The following is an 18,039-nucleotide window of genomic DNA, read 5'->3' as shown; positions in this document are numbered from 1 at the left end:
TCTCATCAAGTCCGCTCGACTTGCATGTATTAGGCATGCCGCCAGCGTTCGTCCTGAGCCAGGATCAAACTCTCCAATAAAGTATTGAAAAGAGCGATAAGCTCATTTTGAATCTGACGAGATTAAAAATCTCATTTGTGCTTTGAAAGGATACCGTCCGAAGACGAATACCGATTTCTCAGCGTCGATCTTGCAAGCAAGATCATTACTCACTCGTTGTTCAGTTTTCAAAGACCAAACTCATTTTGCTACCAAGTTTCGTTCTCCTCAGCAACTTTTATATCATATCATTTCCGAACCAACTTTGCAAGCTCTTTTTTAAGTTTCTTTCGAAGCTTATTAGAGTCGCTTGCCGCACCGTGTTTCTTGTGTTTTTTTTGGCCGGAAATAGAATATACCATACAGAATATTAAAATACAATACTTAAATAACATTATTTTATTTTTTCTTTCAGTTAGATCAAACATAGTAAATATGATTTCTTCTTCCAAACGATTATCATCCTTATAATCTGCCTGACCCGCTACAGTCATTAGATATGAAAATGTTAAGCATACTTAAAAGAGAAGCTATATTCGTTATGCTTTTCATACTAGACTGAGTAGCTGTTCATTTTGAGTCAACAGAATCTCCTGTATAAGGGATTATATACGTTGTTATATTGCACATATTCGATAGCTTCTATTATACGATATAAAATCAGGTTTTAAGAATCTACATATAATAGATCGTAACTCTCTCTTTCTATATAATAGTGACTCTGCATCTGGTTCATTGCTCACGACATCCCCGCCACAACCTCTCCTGCCCCTCAGCTTTTGAACCTTCCCATCACAACAGTATCGTAATACTGACCGTCCGCGTGTCGTCGATCCTTTTTCAACGTACCCTCGATCTCGAAGCCCATTCTTTTGTAAAGCTCCATCGCTTTATCATTCGTCCCCAGCACGGTCAAAGTCATCTTCTCAATTCCATTCGTATCTGCCCAATTCATTGAGGTCTCCAGCAGCTTCTTACCTATACCATAACCCCAGAACTCTCTCGCTATGCAGACGCCAAATTCAACTTTATGAGAAAATCGCTTTAGATCCACACCCTCACATCTGGAATACCCGACGATTTCCCCCTTTACGATGGCCACGAGAAATAAGTTTCTCTGCTTCACCGTGTCCAACCGAATAATCTCTTCAAATCCAGCCGAATCGATAACCCCTTCACCTTGTTCGCGATCCATATTCTCGGTTTCTCCATCCATCTGCACACGAAGTGAAGACATTGCGCCGGCATCCTTCTCATCGGCAGACCTAATCGAATAGGTCAATCCGTTTACGTTAAATTCCTGTTGATCAATAATCATACGTTGTAATCCGTCCAATCCACTTTATTTTTGGTCATAAACTATTCATTGCTCTACCCGATTTCAGAAGGACTCTTGCCCGTAAGCATCTTGAACACCTGACTGAAATATGTCGCGTTACGGAACCCGGTCATCTCACTAACCTCGTAGACCATGTAATGCCCTGACTGTAACAGTTCCATCGCCCGTTGAATTCGGTACCCGTTCACATAACTCACAAAATTCTCTCCGGTTACTCTCTTGAACAGCTGACTCAAATATTTGGGGTGTACAAACAGCCCCTTGGCGATTGCTTCAAAACTGATCTCTTCAGCATAATGCATTTCAACGTACTGTTTTACCTGCTCCACCAGTTTATTGCTTTTCTTCTCGCCCATCTCTTTCCGTGTCTGATCCATCCAGTTTCGAATAATGCTGTCCATCCAGCATACCAGATCCTGCAGCGCATATTTTGATTGAATCTCCCGCAAAAAGGTACTCATCGCGAGCGGTGGTGCCAGCATAGGATAATGCCGGTTCCAGCTATGAATTAGCGTGTCGAATAGACTCACAGCCACAACTTGCACATCCTGAATACTCGTACCACTCCCTTCGTCCAACAGAGTGCGCAGATGAACCCATATGTCCTCTGCCAGATCTGTCCTCATATCCGCCCAACACTCATTCCATTGTCGCAGCAATAGCGAGTAATCCGTCACGCATGGCTCTAAAGCATCTGATGAATCATACCGATATACGCGGCTCCCGCCCTGAAATTCTGCTTTCTCCAGCGCTTCCCTGCTCTCCAGATAAGAGTCCATCATCTCACACAAGTGGCCTTTGGACGTACCGATACCTGCACTCATTTCGATCTTGAGATACGTAAAAATCTGATCCATCATCCGGTCAAGCAGGGACTCCATCTGCTCTAGGTGGTCCACGTCCAATAGAAGCAGCACAAATACCTGATCCGAATAATCCACAATCTCCACCTGACCGTCAGACATCTGTACAACTTGCTGTTCCTTGACGGTCTCCTGAATAATATCCGCTGCCCCATACCTTAGCAGCTGCCAGTCCCGCTCTCTCATTCGTGTCAGGAAACCGGGGCGATGAAGCTGCAAACTAATGGCGCGTACCTGAGCGGGCATGCGAATCCCCACATATTCCACACGCTGCGCAGGTAATTCCTCTGCCTGATAGCGCGTGGTTAACAGCTCATGGAGAAACAGTTTGCGCAGATAAGGAACCACCCGTCCAATCTCTTGTTTGTACGTCTGCTCCAGCCGCTCATGCCGCTCCCGCACATCCTGTTCCAGTAATACCTCACGCAGAACAGACTCAATCTCCTCCACCTCTGCAGGCTTCAGCAAAAAATGATTCACGCCCCAGCGCATGGCCGCCCTGGCATTCTCGAATTCGTCATATCCGCTAAGAATGATAATCGGCAGATGGGGGTGATCCCGCCGCAACTTCTGCGTGACCTCAAGTCCTGTCATTCCGGGCAGATAGACGTCCGTCATGACAAGATCCGGACGCAGCCGCTGGAACAGCTCCAGTGCGTCCACGCCATTGGCTGCCGTTCCTGCAATGCTGAGGCCAAGGGATGGCCAATCAATATGTTCGGTCAATGCTTTGACAATATGTGGATCATCATCTACGAGCATAATAGTTTTCATTCATTTTCACCGCCCAGCCACAGAATTAACTGATCTTCCGTCTCAATGCGCGGCAGCGTAATGGTCACTTCTACCCCGCCCAATTCACCTGTGCATAGATCAACCCCATACCCGGTGCCACAATACAGTTGAATACGCTGATGTACATTCCGTATACCGATGCCCGACGTCTCCTCCAGTTTCCAGTCTTCAGGCAAGCCCTGTCCGTTGTCTCTAATGCGAATGATGATTTTGGGTGCATTAGCAGACTTTACGGTTGGACGATAGCCCATGGATGGGCTGCCTAATTCGGACGACTCCGTTGATGATTCGGTGAGAAGGCAGGTTGAAGAATCATTTGCTCCTGATGGATGACTGCTCTCCGACTCACCCATATCAATCTGTATGCGAAGTTTCCCTTCCTTTGGATACCCATGCATAACCGCATTTTCGATAAAGGGCTGCAAAATGATCTTGGGAATATAACAGCCGCGGACACGTGGATCAATCTTTTCCTGATAGTCGATGGAAAAAGGCAACCGCTCGGACTGAATGTTGACGTAACAACGGGCATGCTCCAGTTCATCCCTCACTCGAATAAACAGCCTGCCGCCGCTCAATCCAATGCGTAACAGTTTGCTGAGCTGTACAATCATCCGGCTGATGTCCTTGGCTTCATAATCCAGGGCACGCCAGTGGATCATATCGAGTGTATTGTACAAAAAATGCGGTTTGATTTGCGCCTCCAGTAAACCAGTCTGGGCTTCACGCTTCGCGCGGCTCTCTTCTTTGACCTGATCCATTAACGCCGTCAGCTGTGAAGCCATATGGTTGAACCCATAAGCCAAATGGGCATATTCCTCGGTGAATGATAACTGAACACGGGTATTGAAATCCCCCTTCTCCAGCTGCCTCATCCGTTTGATGAGCTGACGCAAGGGACGAACAATCCGTCGCACGAACAGATACGCGAGTACAACCGAGCATAATAACCCCAGTACGGCTATCCCAAGGACCTGCCAGCCCGCCTGCCTCACTGGAGATAATAAGGTATGCACAGGAATGGTCTGCACCAGACGCCACTGAAGCATGGCTGGCCTTGAATACAGAACAAGCTGCGCTCCTCCGCCCTTGCCGGAAACTACTTCAAATCCGTCCTGCCCGTGCTCGGCGTGCTCCTGAATCCATGCGCTGTCTACAACAGGTTCACTTTCCCCGGGTGCAGAAGCATTTGCAGAGGTATTAATAGAAGATAAAATTTTTGAGTTACCTTTGGTTAAGGTCAAATCTTCATCAGACGTTCCCTCTACATTGTCCTCACCCATCTGCATGACGACATTGCCTGCGGTATCCACCAACAGCACCTGTCCATCCAGTACCATGGGCATATCCGCAAATCTTCGTACAATGTCCTCGCGACTCAGCCTTATGAGAACGTACGCCACCGTGCCACCCCGGCTGTCAAAGATTCGCTGCGCGTATCCGATCAGCGATTGACCAGACTCGTTTTCCCGCAAAGGCACCCAGGCCGCATCCGCCTGCTCCAGTGCAGCAAACCATGAATCGCCGGCAATCGTATCCACTGGATAGATGCGGTCAGCCATCGTGACGGTGACCCCGTTGAAGGCATCCGTATACATCTCCACCGAGGTAATGCCTTCACTGACAACCAGCGTATGATCCAGTATTTTGGATAACTCCCGCCGTTGGTGGATCTGTGTCAGCCTTCCCGTTCTCTTTGTCTCCAGCAGATTCGACAGCTCACGATTGCTCGCCAGAGAGTAGGCTGTCCCTGTCACCCCTGTAATAAAATCAAAACCACGGCGTGTACTCTCGTTCAGGAGAGCCAGCCGCGCGTTGCTGATCTCGGTAAACGTAACAGCAGAGAACGACTGGTACGCCAGCCAGACAATAACTGAGACAAGCATCAGGTTAAATACAATAAAGCAAGTCACCATCAACGTGGAGAGCTTGCTTTGTTGCAGCTTTTGATTTAGGAATAACGAAAATTTTCGTTTCCGCATGCGGAGTCAACTCGTTTCGTCTTGGAATTACCCTTTGAGCCCGGAGGTCGCGATTCCTTCCACGAAGTACTTTTGACACACGATAAATACGACAAAACAAGGCACCAGCGACAGTACTGACATCGCAAACATCGGACCCCAATCCGATTGGGAACTGGAATCAAGGAACAGGCGCAGACCCAGCGGTACCGTGTATTTGCTGACATCACTCAGATAGATCAACTGACTGAAGAAATCATCCCATGTCCATAAAAAGGTGAAGATCATTGTTGTCACCAGTGCGGGAAAAGCCAGCGGGATAATAATTTTGGTGTAAATCCGTACAGGTCCGCATCCATCAATCGTGGCTGCTTCATCCAGCTCTTTGGGCAATCCCCGGAAGAACTGAACCATCAGGAAAATGAAGAATGCATCTGTTGCCAGCCATTTCGGCACCACCAAAGGCAAATACGTGTTTACCCATTCCAAATGGTTGAACAGGATATATTGAGGGATTAGCGTTACATGATGCGGTAACATGATTGTCATGAGCATGAGCCCAAAGCAAATCGCTTTGAAACGAAAATTCAATCTGGCAAAAGCATACGCTGCCATGGAGCAGGAAATGACATTGCCCAGCACAGCACCCAGCGACAGGACAACCGAATTGGTCAGAAAACGGGAGAATGGATTGCCCTGAATCCCCGTCCAGCCATTGATATAATTTTGCCAGTTCCATTCTTGCGGCCAGAACCAGGTCTCGGTGAAAATCATATGTCCCGGTTTGAATGAACTGCCCAGCATCCAGAGCACCGGGTACAGCATAACAAAGGCAATGCCTGAGATCAGTACATGTTTGGCGACTACCCACGCAGCAGAGTTTCGTTGTCCAATCATGATTTTCCACCATCCTCATAGTGCACCCACAGCTTGCTGCTGCGGAATACCAGCAATGTAAAGACACCGATCAGAATTACCAACACCCAGGCCATCGCGGACGCATAACCCATCTGGAAAAACGAGAAGCCTTTTTTGTATAGGTACAGAGAGTACATTAATGTTGAATTGACTGGCCCTCCGCTGCCGTTACTGATGACAAAAGCCTGAGTAAACGACTGGAAAGAGGTAATCAATTGCATCACCAGATTGAAAAAGATAACCGGTGACAAAATCGGCAGGGTGATGTTGAAGAATCGCCGGAAGGGACCAGCGCCGTCAACGGCTGAGGCTTCATCATACTCAGGTGGAATCTGCTTCAAGCCTGCGAGGAAAATAATCATCGACGATCCGAACTGCCATACCGACAGCAGCACGATTGAATACAGGGCATACTTCGGGTTCGCGACCCAATCAGGTGCCTTAATGCCGATCATGGCGAGCACACTGTTGAGCAGGCCGTCACCGCCAAGCATTTTGCGCCACAGCATCGCAATCGCTACACTGCCCCCAAGCAGGGTCGGGATGTAATACACCGTACGGTAAATGCCGAGCCCTCGAATACCCTTGTTCAACAGCATCGCCACCAGCAGGGCAAAGATCAGCTTGATGGGTACGGATACGGCAACATACGTAAATGTGACTTTGAGCGATTGGGTAAACAGTTTATCCGATGTAAACATGGTGGTGTAGTTATCCAGACCGACCCAGGAAGGGGCGGCCAGGATACTATAGTCAGTGAACGAAATGTATAAGGAAACGAGCATCGGGCCAAGTGTAAGAAACAATAATCCAACCAGCCATGGGGCCAGAAACAGAAGTGCAGCTCCATTATGGGCATATCTCCGTTTTACCCGCCGGGCTGTTACATGCTCGGTTCGGGCTTGGCTGACCTGTGTTGTACTCATCTTTGCAACCTCCCGTCAGAATTAGAAATGGAACCAGCCAAATGTTATTGACTTGATGCAAGTGTCGCCTTAGCCCCTTCAATGAACTGGGCAATCACATCCGGTGTGCTGCCTTGACCAAAGGCGATCTGCTCGCTTGCACTCTTGAAGCTGGTATCCACTTCGGAGAATCCTTGCGGGTATGGCGGATCAATCTCACTGGAGTTCTTCGATACTACATCGATAAATTGGAAGATGGCTTGCTCCGATTCGGGCAGCGTAGGCTGCATCTTCTCACGGATGCTGGCATTCACGGGTACTCCGCGCTCCGAACCGAGAATGGCGGTCGCTTCGGGATCATTCACCATGAAGTCGATAAACATCGCCACTTCCTTGGGATGTTTTGTTTTGGCGTATCCGGACAGGAACTGACCTGCTTTCAGGTATTCACCGATTTGCTTTTCCCCCACACCGTGTGGAAGCACTTGTATCCCGAGCTTATGATCCTGGTTTTTGTTCACCTGCTGGAACGTCAGCAATTGATTAGACCACGCAAAATCCATCGCGGCTGTACCAAGCGAGATCGGGCGTGTTTCCAGCGCATTCGTTGTGGATGCCGTCACTTCCGCAGAGGTAGCGCCCCCGTTCTCACGAAGTGCTCCCCACATGTCGAACCACTGCTGAAGCTCCTCGCTGGTTGCTGTCATCGTGCCACCATCAAATAGCCCCTTGCCTGTTTGCCGAATAAATACCTCAAACATGTTGGTGGTTCCCGAAACATCCGCCGAACCGTAGAAACCATCACCCTTCTCTGCTGCAATCTTGGCAGCGATATTGCTGAAATCTTCCCAAGTCCAGCTTTCCTGCGGCTCCTCAATGCCAAGCTCCTTGAATAAAGTCGCGTCATAAATAACCCCAGGTGCATTTACGCCCAATGTAATGGCATATAATTTATCATCGATCGATCCGGCTTTGAGCATGCTCTCGTCATGATCCTCTGTACGCAGCTCCTTGCTTTCAGCAAATGGAGTCAGGTCAAGAAGCGCACCACGGCGGGCAAAGTCGGTTAGAAAAGCGTAATCCATCTGTATGATATCCGGCGCATTGGAACCAGCTACCTGTGTGGTCAGCTTGTCAAAGTAACCATCCCAACCGGAATATTCCGGTTTGATGGTAATGCCGGGGTGTTTCTCTTCAAATAGCTTGATCACTTTGGTCGTGAGATCGTGGCGAGTCTGTGATCCCCACCAGGTCATGCGAAGTTCAATATTGCCGGAAGAGTCACTTTTGCCCCCCTCATTCGATGAAGCTGAAGGTTCTGAAGTTCCTCCTGAACAGGCTGTAGCAAACATGAATAGGGACAGGCATAACAGGGTTACCCACTTTTTGGTATTCAACATGAATGAATTTCCTCCCCTTTTGCTTATATGGAATCGCTTACAAAAACTATTGTAACGACCCATGGCTGCTCATGACATAAACAAAAGTAAGCTTTCCTGTCAAAAAAGTAAGGGGTTGAGACAAATACAGTTATCCATTCATTTCAGATGATCCATATATTTAAAGTGTTTAAATAACCACCAGGAATCTGACTCCAGGTGGTTATTCATATATACAGCAGTCTTTGTGCAGTGCCATGCCTCGTTACATCTCAACGGCATCCACCACATGTCATACAATGAAACGTTCAAGTAGATATCATGTAAGGCTTCGATAAAGGTATTCTGGAGTTGGACTGTCCGTAAAATCTCTAAACTTGGAGTTTGGATGCAGATTAGATTCTACTGGTTGTACTGACACTTTCAGGACTTCGTCACAACAGGTGATGACGCCTTATGCTGAACCAGATGTTTCTTCATCTTCGCTACTTCGGTTCCTGCCAGCATCATAATGCCAATACCATGATTGTCATTCGTCACAGTGAGCAGGTCCTTGTTGTAGTATTCAGCGGTAAACGCATATCTCGACCCGCTGCACACCCCATGTACATTCCCCTGACGGTCAATGGCTTTATTGGTTAATCCGTTCCACGCCTTCTCAGCCGCTTCAATGTAACGCTCAGGCTGATCTAACCAACCAAAACGAACTCCCCGGGCAAAACCATAGGCAAACATCGCTGTACAGGAGGCTTCCTGGTATGTTTCCGGATCATTCAATACCTGATGCCACAACCCGCCTTCTCCTTGCAGAGCTGCATATCCTTCACATAGTTCGTTAAAGAAGGAGATTAATGCCGGGCGCTCCGGGTGTTCTGCTGGCAAAGCTTCCAATACCTCAGATAACGAAAAGAGCGTCCATCCGTTACCCCGCCCCCACGGAATCTGTGTCGCCTGTCCATATTTGAAATCGTATACGTGGGACATGATCTTGAAATCAGGCATGAACAGATACTTCCGGTACAATAAAAATTGTCTGGCGGCTTCGTCCAGTGCTGATTCGTTCTCCGTCAATCGGGCATAACGCACGAGAAACGGTGTGCTCATATAGAGATCGTCCGCCCACATCGTATTCTCGGCAAAATCACCAATACACTCGCGGTAAAATGCGCCGTCTTCCTGTCGTTCCAACCGAGAGAGCATAAAATCTGCAATCCGGTCGGCAATTGGCAAGAACGTTGACTCCTGACATTCGGAGTAGGCTTCCAGCATCGCTGAGCCAAAAGAGCCACAATTGTCCAACATTTTCAGCATAACCAGCTGCTGGTTAACCGCCGGGAAACCATACTGCTCCCGGTCCCATAATGAGTACTCATACATGCGGGTACACGCCTGCACATGTTCTGCCGCATAACGGGTTATGTCCGGTCTCTGCAAATAGCGTCCGGTTTGCAACAGACCATACACGGTGACACCTAATGGATAGTCCCAGCGACCATAATTGGTCACACTGCCTACTGTCCATTTGTTACTGAGCATTGCATTTTCATAATAGGGACGTATCCACGCATCCGGTCTATCCAGTCGCCAATACATGCGTCCGGTCAGAGTCTGGTGGATCCCCGTTTCTTCTGAGTTATCCTGCGTTAAACTACCTTTATACACCCGATCTGTACGGATCAGATCCTGCAAATCAGGTTCGACATCCTCAGATGTAAAAGGTCCGAGATATAACCACGACTCCCCAGAAGCTCCGTGCACACGTTGGGGAAGCTCCAGCTCCAGTTGCTTTTCATTCACCGATGCATTTAAAACAAAAGCCCATGTCCCAGCCGTATCCCCACATTCACTGCGTACCAAAAGGTCACTCCGTCCAAAAGCTGCCGGAATATCTGCCTCAAATGGACCCGCTTTCTTCAATTGCACCGCCAGTTCGCCGTTCAGCCATATATCCAGTGGCCCGGAGGATTGACCAGACAAACGGATAGGGCAATCGCTTGAATCGCTATTGTTCAATCGTGTCCATGCGTAGACTCGTTGACCAGGAAGGTATCCGTATATTCGCTCCAGTGCTGGTTGCGTCTGCTCTTCCTCTGACCATTGGGGGTTAGGCAGCCACTCCAGTCTGTGATCCTCTTCTTTTCCAAGCAGATTCCATTCTGCATAACTGGCCTCCGCTCTGTCGGATATATTGTCCAGGTTAACCGTGAAGAGCTCTTCCGAACTTACCGGCTTCGAATACACCCATCCCGCCTGTCCTTGTCTCTCCTGAAAAGGAGCGAGCACATGCAAAATGCGCACTTTCCCCTCGTCCGAGCCAAACTGGCATCCAAATCCCGCAGGTGTATATTTCATCTCCAGCACCAACGTATTCCATCCCGGCTTGATATCAATTCCCAGCTTCACGGTCGCGTTCGGGTTAATCTCATCCATTACTGTAGAGCGATATACCAGCTGCTCATTAAAATAGAAACGAACAGGTCCATAACAGCGGACCAGCACATCCAGATTCCGATCTTCATCCCCCCAGACCAGTGCTGCAGCGTATGAAACCTGGCCTTTGTGAGCATCAGGAAAGCATTTACTTAAATTCAGATCATACAGACCTTTTTCGTTCTGCAGAATGCCAGACTTCTGAAATACCCGATATACAAAATCAGCCTGCGCATTAGCCCCAATATATCTCTCAGCCAGTACCTTCAACACCTGATCCTGGTCTTCTCCGAATCGATAGTACATGCTCTGCGGTTCACTGAAATATGTTGTCATTGAATGCCCACATTCCTCTCCTGGTGGAATTAATAGGTATAGCGCTTAACCTTTGTGAGATAATCCCTTTTTGGCGAACGTTTATGATACTTCGTTTTCTTTGGAACAATCGAATAATAAACCAAGTATAACTGACCTGCTTCATGGTGGCTACAGAATTTTGATTACGCTTACAGAAATATAAAAACAGATTCCTTTGCTTTCTTTCTCTACTTGTCGTCACTCTCTAGATCAAAGATTAATCTCCGTTTAAATCGGGGTAAGGATACCGGTATATATGATAGCTTATGATAGCTGAAATACACAAAGCCTCCGTTGCACTTTCCTTTTAAGGTAGTGAGCGAAGGCCTTTGTTCCATTATGATCAGAAAATCGTGTACATGGATATCCTTAGTGTTAAATTTCCACAGCTACGCCGTAATGGTCAGAGACCACCGGGCCATTCTTTCCGTTGAGAACTACCGTCGAAGACTTCGCCTGTACCTGGCGATTCGAGAAAATATAATCAATACGCAGATTGCGTTTGTTATCCGCCCAGCCGGCAATGGCTTTGACCACGGTTGCACCGTCATCCTTTTGCTCCGCCGTTGTGTACAGGTCATTCCAGCCCTTGCCCATCATATAATCATAGCCTTCCCCACGTACTTCTGCGACATTATTAAAGTCCCCCATCATATACAGCGGCTGGTCCATATATGGAGCAAGCTTGCTCTCTGTGAGTTCCCACTGCCCCTTAAAAGGTTCTTGTTCATCATCCCACCAGTTATAGTGTCCATTCACAAACCAGGTCGCTTCACCTTGGACGATAGTCTGTACACCTACAATTTTGCGTGTCCGATAGTTCTCGTAATCGCGCATGTGGGATACATATTCTCCAAAAGCCTGTATGATCGGCGTCCGGCTCAGGATTGCTAGCCCTTCATCGTATTTGCTGAAACCAACATGAGCCGGAATCCATGTCCAGTAATAGGTCTCGGTCAGTTGCGCGAGCAGAACGTAGGCGTAGTTATCTTTTTTGATCACAGCATCCGATTCCGTGGCAAAATAATGTTTCAGTTCCTCCGCAGACAGCGCTACTTCTTGCATGGATTGGTTGACCTCCTGCATGGAGATCACATCAAATTGATGTGTATTGATAAAGTCAGCGAGCTGGCTGATCTTGTTCAGTTGGTCTTCTTCTGCCCAAGCGTGGGTATTTAACGTAAGTATTTTCATATGCTCTCTCCTGTTGTTTGAAATTAAGCCGAAGCCCGGCCTGCATCGTTCCTAAAAGGAATACATACGCTAAGCATACACAAGACGAGCCTATTATGCATGGTATATGGTAAAAAATAGAGATTAACACTCTTGGAATTCTACCTATCAAAAAGTCTCATCCAAGTTCTCAGAACCGATGCACGGAGCACACGATAACTGATATGATGGTATATGAAATGTACACCATTACGTCAAGACGTGGTGATTACTGAACCTATGATTTCCCCAGGAGATGGAATGATGAACATACCGAATGACATGAACATGGATGATGCGCAGTGGCAACAGCTGATCAGGCAGGTCGCGGAACATTTTAACAACCTGACGATCATGCGCGGATTCCAATATTATAAACAGAAACGTGTTGGACCATTAACCTACACTGCACAAAACGGAATTTTGGCTGAAGTACAAGGCTCCGATGATTATAAGGTTACTCTAAGCTTGAAATCACTGAACACCAGTCATTGCACCTGTCCGGTAGGTTCTCATTGCAAGCATATGATAGCCGTTCTAATGAGTTATACAGAGCAACTGGGGCGACCCGTGCACGGCATTGTCAATGCTCACTCCAGTACAGCACTGAAACAGGCACCAAAACCTGCTGCTATAGCGTCCGCAGAGCGTTCGGATTACGCATCGCACGAAGAGAATCTCAGCATCCCTGATAATCAGTATAGCCAAATCAGGGAACGTGCAACGGAACTTGCAGAACTTGAGATCACGGAATGGCATGAGCTGTTTCGTGCATGTCTGAAACGACTGGGGACAGGCACGCCAAGTACATCGTATGTGCAGACCGCAGCGGACGAGCTCTATTCCATCAAACCTAGGCTGTCCGCTGGCATGGACCAGTTATTTGAGCTGCATGTTCAGTTGTACCTGATACGCTTCTGTGTGCCTGCCCGCAATTCAATCACACATGCCCCTGTGTATCTGAGCTATCCTGCTCAACTTGCCATGGATGCACTCCAGAAAGGGTTGGAACAGATTCTTAGCCGTCCATTGGATCTCTCCGGTCTGAAGGGCACGAAGCTTGAACAGCATTGGAAGCGGCTTGAGGAAACCTCAGCTTATCTGCGTACGCAGATGATATCCGAGACATCCAGCATCATGTTCTTCACCCCGATATATCGACAACTTTGGTTGAACTGGATCGTTCCTCATCTTCAAGGAGCCCAAAAAATGGTGGATTCGGAGCTGGAATTTCTTCAGGAAATAGAGAACAACCTGAGCCCTGCTTCCAAACCCGCAAATCCCGGTGGGAGCGTGTTGAGCGCAGCCAATTTAACCGAAGACGGGAATGTTACGCCGAACAAATCTGTCCCTCTACCCTTGCCGCTGGTATTGGCGCAGAGCTGGATGTATTTCCATTTGGGACAAGATGAGCAGGCTTGGCAGCGATTAGTCAGCGGAAGCTCGGCATATGGCATCCCGCCGGAGCATCTGCTTCATTTCCTCCACGTACTTGCAGATTCTTCCGACTGGAAACGGCTGGGCGAGTGGTTAGTGCACCTCGGACCTCTTCTGGCAAACCGACGGAACTCCCCTCTGAATGATTACATGCAGTTGTGGGACACAGCCATTCATCATCTGCCCGATGTAGAGCATCGCATGTGGGACACACTGGTTAGCATGCTGCCTCATTCCCGTCCAGCATATGAAGAAGCGATGCATTCACGGGGACAGTGGCGGCGATGGATTGATTTTCAACTAAGCACAGAGACAGAGCCGCTTGAATTTCGTGTAACTGTGCTACAGCCGATTGAAAAGCATGCACCAGAACTGCTGCTGCCTTTTTACCATCAGGCTGTGGAACGTTATATCGGGCACAAAAACAGAGACGGATACAAAGCAGCCGTAAAACTGCTGAAGCGACTATCCAAAATTTATAAAAAATTGAAGCAGGAAGAGCACTGGGAGCAGTTTATCACCACATTGGCCGTTCGCAACAGCCGACTGCGCGCCCTGCAGGAAGAGCTTCGGAAAGGTAAGTTGATCTCATGAGCCTATTGCACCCTTACACCGAAACGATTGAGGTCCACGTTGCATTGACCGGATATGGGGATGCCTTGTTCTATGGAGCACTGAACACCCATCACTTTGTATCGGGGCAGTCTCTCAAGCAGCGCTTATTCGCTTGGCATGCACCCTCTTTCTACGGTACAGAACTGGAAACGAGACAGATCGAAGAGATTGAACTGGTCGTACTGCCTGCGGAAGAAGTGATTCCCTTTTTCAGCGATATGCACACCCTTCTGCACATTGAATGGAAATGGGACGAGCAGGCAGAGCACCTGATCCGGCTGGCTCCGGTACTGGCAGCAACGATTGAAAACCGTAAATATATACCCAGCTTCGCTGCATTCCGTTCAGGACAATTGCAATGGACCTGGGACCCGGACAGCTTGAAAAAGCAGGATCGAACAGCTCTTGGCAAAGCCCTGGAACAGACGGATGAGAGCTATGCTGAAGGACTGAGTGCTGCCTATTCCGCTTCCGTATTCCAGCGATGGTACAGCACGGAAGAAGCTGCCACCGATCTGCGGCGCGAGTTCCCGCAGCTTTTTCCGCAAAGTGGCGCTCCTCCTCAAACAGCCGGAATGGACGCCCAATCCTGGCTGTTATCCATTGGCTGGAAGGCTGATGCAGCACCATTTCGTCCACTCCTGCAATTGCTGGAACCGGAAGATGATGAACCCGCATGGAGACTGCGGCTGGTATTGCAAAATAAACTGGATGCGACCGTATTGGTTCCCGTGCGGTTGGATTCACGTGGCAGGCTGGAAGGTGAATGGCCGGATGTATGGACGCCGTTCATCCTTGACCGTTCAGCTGGCTGGCTGGAGCAATTGCGAGCGCATCTGCCCCGAATTAGCCGCACTATTAGCGGCAGCCGGGATGTGCTGAGTGATCCATTGGGAGATCAGGATGCCTGGCTGTTCCTGACACAAGACAGCGGACGACTGCTCGATGCCGGTTGGCAAGTACTGCTCCCGGGTTGGTGGGAAGCTGCGCGCAAGAAGAGACCCAAGCTGCGTGCCAAGGTGAAACCGGAGGAAGGCAGTGAACGAGGACAGTCGTTCTTTGGCCTGGACTCGATCATTCATTTTGACTGGCGTATTGCGATTGGGGATACGGATCTCAGCGAGGAAGAATTCGCTGACCTTGTCGCCCGTAATGAACGGCTGGTCCGCTTCCGCGGGGAATGGGTTCCCCTCGACCCGGCCTTACTGGAGCAGATCCGCCGGGCCATGAGCGGTGTGGATCAGGAACAGGGACTATCGTTTCAGGATATTCTGCACCTGCATCTACTGCATAATGAGCAGCGCGAATATCGCAACCAGAAACGCAAGGAAGGACAGGCAGAGGAAGAAGAACAGCCACAATCCAATGAGAACATTCGACTTGAGGTGGAACTGAACGAACACCTGAACCGGGTCATCGCACAGCTTGGTGGTGGACAAGGCGGCGCTCCTTCCCTGCCTATTCCGGAAGGGTTGCATGCTGAGCTGCGTTCTTATCAAAAGGAAGGTTTCGCTTGGCTTGGATTTCTGCGCAGGTTTGGCCTTGGAGCTTGTCTCGCCGATGACATGGGACTCGGAAAGACGATTCAGTTCATTACGTATTTACTTCATCTCAAAGAGCATGAGCAGCGATTGCCTGGACAGGCCCCGGCCCTTCTTGTCTGCCCGACTTCCGTATTGGGAAACTGGCAGAAGGAGATCAGTCGCTTCGCGCCTTCAATTAATGTTAGTTTGCACTACGGAGCACGAAGACTGAGCGGAGAAGAGTTCCGGGAACAGACTGAACAGGTGGATATCATCATTACCTCCTATGCAACGGCTACGCTGGATCAGGACATGTTACAGTCGTATACGTGGGCATCGATCTGTCTGGATGAAGCGCAGAATATTAAAAATGCTCAGACGAAGCAATCCATGGCGGTACGCAGCTTCCCGGCAAAACACCGGATTGCACTGACGGGTACGCCGATTGAAAATCGGCTGTCCGAGCTGTGGTCGATCTATGATTTTATCAATCCGGGATATCTGGGCAGTGCACGGGCATTCCAGACTCGCTTTATCAGCGCGATCGAGAAGGATAAGGACGAGCAACGCATGCAGGATTTGCAGCAGTTGGTGAAGCCCTTCATGCTGCGCCGCAAGAAGAAAGATCCGAATATTCAACTTGATCTGCCGGACAAAAACGAGATGAAAACCTACATTCACCTTACGGGTGAACAAAGTGCACTGTATGACCAGTCTGTTCAGGAACTGATGGACAAAATGAAAGAGCTGGAAGGCATTAAGCGCAAAGGCGCTATTCTGTCTGCCTTAACCCAGCTCAAGCAGTTGTGTGACCATCCCCTGCTGCTGACCAAAGAAGCCTTACCCGAGACAATCTCCTCGGATGGATCGTCTGTAACAGCGTATGACATGTACACTCCTCAGGACATGGCCATGCTAATCTGCCGCTCCGCGAAGCTGGAACGACTGATGGAACTGGTCCGTGAATTGCGCGACGAAGGCGAACGGTGCCTGATTTTCACTCAATACATCGGCATGGGACAGATGCTGCAACAGGTATTGAGACAGGAATTGCAGGAACCTGTACTGTATCTGCATGGGGGTACGTCCAAGACGGCACGGGATCGCATGATTGACGAGTTCCAGTCCAGAACGTTGCCTGCGGCGGAGCAACCATCAGTCTTCATTCTGTCCATCAAAGCAGGCGGTGTGGGCTTGAACCTGACCGCAGCGAATCACGTATTTCACTTTGACCGCTGGTGGAACCCTGCCGTGGAAAATCAGGCTACGGACCGCGCCTATCGGATGGGGCAGACAAAGGATGTTCAGGTTCACAAGTTCATCTCGCTCGGTACACTCGAAGAGCGCATCGACGAGATGCTGGAGAGTAAGCAGCAGCTCAGCGACAATATCATCACCAGCTCCGAAAACTGGATTACCGAGCTGTCAACGGACGAGCTGAAGGATCTGTTCACCCGGCGCCGAGACTGGTCGGGCTAACCCAGACTGGATTGATGCACATATGTAAACTTGTAAATAGCAGAATATAAAAAGAGCGAAGTTTCGGAATTTGAATTCCGTCTTCGCTCTTTTTATACCTTAACCCCGGACCTTCCACTTGCAGGCCTTCAATGGTTAGGGTTGCTTTAGTAAGAAAATTCCATCCTAGCGCATATTTCCGATGATGGACGATCTTGAATCCTGCATTTTCTTGATGAAGTTCGTCATCACATCAAAAGCTTCATTGCGTTTGTTGCTCATAGATTGCAAACGCAACATATCCATTTGTTGCGAATTACTAAGTGAATCAATTTGGCCTTTCAGGGCTTGAGCTTGGGAAGTATCCCCTCTCTGAATGGCTGCTTGCAATTGTGCGTTCAGCTCTGCAATCGCTTGATTGCGATTTTGGACTTCTTGAATTTGCGACTGCAATTGGCTATCCAGCAATCTGGTGCGTTCTTGCTGAACCATCATCAAAGCTGTTTCGATATCCATGCTGCTCAGATCAATAGCTGAGAGGGAAGACCCCACCGGATTTACCACAGATACACTTGCTGCAGAAGCAGAAGTTACCACCGATACTGCTGCGATGGCAGCAACAACCGTGGAAGAAATCAATTTGCCTGATTTTTTCATAACGTACACCTCCTTAATGTTAATAGATACCCTCCATTAACTGGCATCTTTCGACATCATATATCGAAGGTCCTAGCTCCTACAACCCAAATTTGCGAAGTTGAGACTAAATTGATACAGATAGATGATTCCATTGCCTCACTATCCATCC

The 18,039-nt window shown here is 48.7% G+C and carries 12 protein-coding genes and 1 rRNA gene; 2 read left to right on the top strand and 11 right to left on the bottom strand.

What is annotated here, in order from left to right; all coding sequences use genetic code 11:
• From ACFTRD_RS30015 to ACFTRD_RS29970, 10 genes are all read right to left on the bottom strand, one after another.
• Positions 1 to 80, bottom strand: a 16S ribosomal RNA gene (locus ACFTRD_RS30015); the annotation flags it as partial.
• 207 nt (positions 81 to 287) lie between these two features.
• Positions 288 to 491 carry a hypothetical protein gene (locus ACFTRD_RS30010; protein ID WP_379386368.1) on the bottom strand — a complete coding sequence of 68 codons (204 nt, stop codon included), beginning with the start codon at positions 489 to 491 and terminating at the stop codon, positions 288 to 290.
• Positions 492 to 811: 320 nt separating this feature from the next.
• Positions 812 to 1,357 carry a GNAT family N-acetyltransferase gene (locus ACFTRD_RS30005; RefSeq protein ID WP_379386366.1) on the bottom strand — a complete coding sequence of 182 codons (546 nt, stop codon included), beginning with the start codon at positions 1,355 to 1,357 and terminating at the stop codon, positions 812 to 814.
• Between the two features lie 53 nt (positions 1,358 to 1,410).
• Complete coding sequence (locus tag ACFTRD_RS30000) at positions 1,411 to 3,015, bottom strand: response regulator (RefSeq protein ID WP_379386364.1); 1,605 nt, start codon at positions 3,013 to 3,015, stop codon at positions 1,411 to 1,413.
• Positions 3,012 to 5,018 carry a sensor histidine kinase gene (locus tag ACFTRD_RS29995; RefSeq protein WP_379386361.1) on the bottom strand — a complete coding sequence of 669 codons (2,007 nt, stop codon included), beginning with the start codon at positions 5,016 to 5,018 and terminating at the stop codon, positions 3,012 to 3,014. The genes ACFTRD_RS30000 and ACFTRD_RS29995 overlap by 4 nt, the downstream gene beginning before the upstream one ends.
• Positions 5,019 to 5,045: 27 nt before the next feature.
• Positions 5,046 to 5,894, bottom strand: a complete 849-nt coding sequence (locus tag ACFTRD_RS29990) for a carbohydrate ABC transporter permease (protein WP_379386359.1) — start codon at positions 5,892 to 5,894, stop codon at positions 5,046 to 5,048.
• Positions 5,891 to 6,841 (bottom strand): carbohydrate ABC transporter permease, encoded by a 951-nt coding sequence (locus ACFTRD_RS29985; protein WP_379386357.1) that lies wholly within the window; start codon positions 6,839 to 6,841, stop codon positions 5,891 to 5,893. Before ACFTRD_RS29985 ends, ACFTRD_RS29990 begins: the two co-directional genes overlap by 4 nt.
• Before the next feature lie 44 nt (positions 6,842 to 6,885).
• Entirely contained in the window at positions 6,886 to 8,220 is a 1,335-nt protein-coding gene (locus tag ACFTRD_RS29980; protein ID WP_379386355.1) for an ABC transporter substrate-binding protein, read from the bottom strand.
• Positions 8,221 to 8,622: 402 nt separating this feature from the next.
• Positions 8,623 to 10,965 carry a glycoside hydrolase family 88/105 protein gene (locus ACFTRD_RS29975; RefSeq protein WP_379386353.1) on the bottom strand — a complete coding sequence of 781 codons (2,343 nt, stop codon included), beginning with the start codon at positions 10,963 to 10,965 and terminating at the stop codon, positions 8,623 to 8,625.
• Positions 10,966 to 11,361: 396 nt separating this feature from the next.
• Positions 11,362 to 12,180, bottom strand: coding sequence for an endonuclease/exonuclease/phosphatase family protein (locus ACFTRD_RS29970; protein ID WP_379386351.1), 819 nt, complete (start codon positions 12,178 to 12,180; stop codon positions 11,362 to 11,364).
• Positions 12,181 to 12,459: 279 nt separating this feature from the next.
• Here ACFTRD_RS29970 and ACFTRD_RS29965 point away from each other — a divergent pair, with 279 nt between their 5' ends.
• Entirely contained in the window at positions 12,460 to 14,229 is a 1,770-nt protein-coding gene (locus tag ACFTRD_RS29965; protein WP_379386348.1) for an SWIM zinc finger family protein, read from the top strand.
• Positions 14,226 to 17,252, top strand: a complete 3,027-nt coding sequence (locus ACFTRD_RS29960; protein WP_379386346.1) for a DEAD/DEAH box helicase — start codon at positions 14,226 to 14,228, stop codon at positions 17,250 to 17,252. Before ACFTRD_RS29965 ends, ACFTRD_RS29960 begins: the two co-directional genes overlap by 4 nt.
• Before the next feature lie 165 nt (positions 17,253 to 17,417).
• On the opposite strand, the gene ACFTRD_RS29955 is transcribed toward ACFTRD_RS29960, so the two are convergent.
• Positions 17,418 to 17,888, bottom strand: coding sequence for a hypothetical protein (locus ACFTRD_RS29955; RefSeq protein ID WP_379386344.1), 471 nt, complete (start codon positions 17,886 to 17,888; stop codon positions 17,418 to 17,420).
• Between the last annotated feature and the right edge of the window lie 151 nt (positions 17,889 to 18,039).

The sequence above is a fragment of the Paenibacillus sp. NPDC056933 genome, from assembly GCF_042674385.1.
Lineage (GTDB): Bacteria > Bacillota > Bacilli > Paenibacillales > Paenibacillaceae > Paenibacillus.
The sequence above is the reverse complement of the archived record's forward strand: the minus strand, read 5'-3'. Positions and strand labels throughout refer to the sequence as shown.

Bases quoted from the DNA above. Each gene is read 5' to 3' on its own strand.
- ACFTRD_RS29975 (WP_379386353.1), bottom strand. From the start codon at position 10,965: ATGACAACATATTTCAGTGAACCGCAGAGCATGTACTATCGATTCGGA.
- ACFTRD_RS29970 (WP_379386351.1), bottom strand. From the start codon at position 12,180: ATGAAAATACTTACGTTAAATACCCACGCTTGGGCAGAAGAAGACCAA.
- ACFTRD_RS30000 (WP_379386364.1), bottom strand. From the start codon at position 3,015: ATGAAAACTATTATGCTCGTAGATGATGATCCACATATTGTCAAAGCA.
- ACFTRD_RS29985 (WP_379386357.1), bottom strand. From the start codon at position 6,841: ATGAGTACAACACAGGTCAGCCAAGCCCGAACCGAGCATGTAACAGCC.
- ACFTRD_RS30005 (WP_379386366.1), bottom strand. From the start codon at position 1,357: ATGATTATTGATCAACAGGAATTTAACGTAAACGGATTGACCTATTCG.
- ACFTRD_RS29955 (WP_379386344.1), bottom strand. From the start codon at position 17,888: ATGAAAAAATCAGGCAAATTGATTTCTTCCACGGTTGTTGCTGCCATC.
- ACFTRD_RS29990 (WP_379386359.1), bottom strand. From the start codon at position 5,894: ATGATTGGACAACGAAACTCTGCTGCGTGGGTAGTCGCCAAACATGTA.
- ACFTRD_RS29965 (WP_379386348.1), top strand. From the start codon at position 12,460: ATGATGAACATACCGAATGACATGAACATGGATGATGCGCAGTGGCAA.
- ACFTRD_RS29995 (WP_379386361.1), bottom strand. From the start codon at position 5,018: ATGCGGAAACGAAAATTTTCGTTATTCCTAAATCAAAAGCTGCAACAA.
- ACFTRD_RS29960 (WP_379386346.1), top strand. From the start codon at position 14,226: ATGAGCCTATTGCACCCTTACACCGAAACGATTGAGGTCCACGTTGCA.
- ACFTRD_RS29980 (WP_379386355.1), bottom strand. From the start codon at position 8,220: ATGTTGAATACCAAAAAGTGGGTAACCCTGTTATGCCTGTCCCTATTC.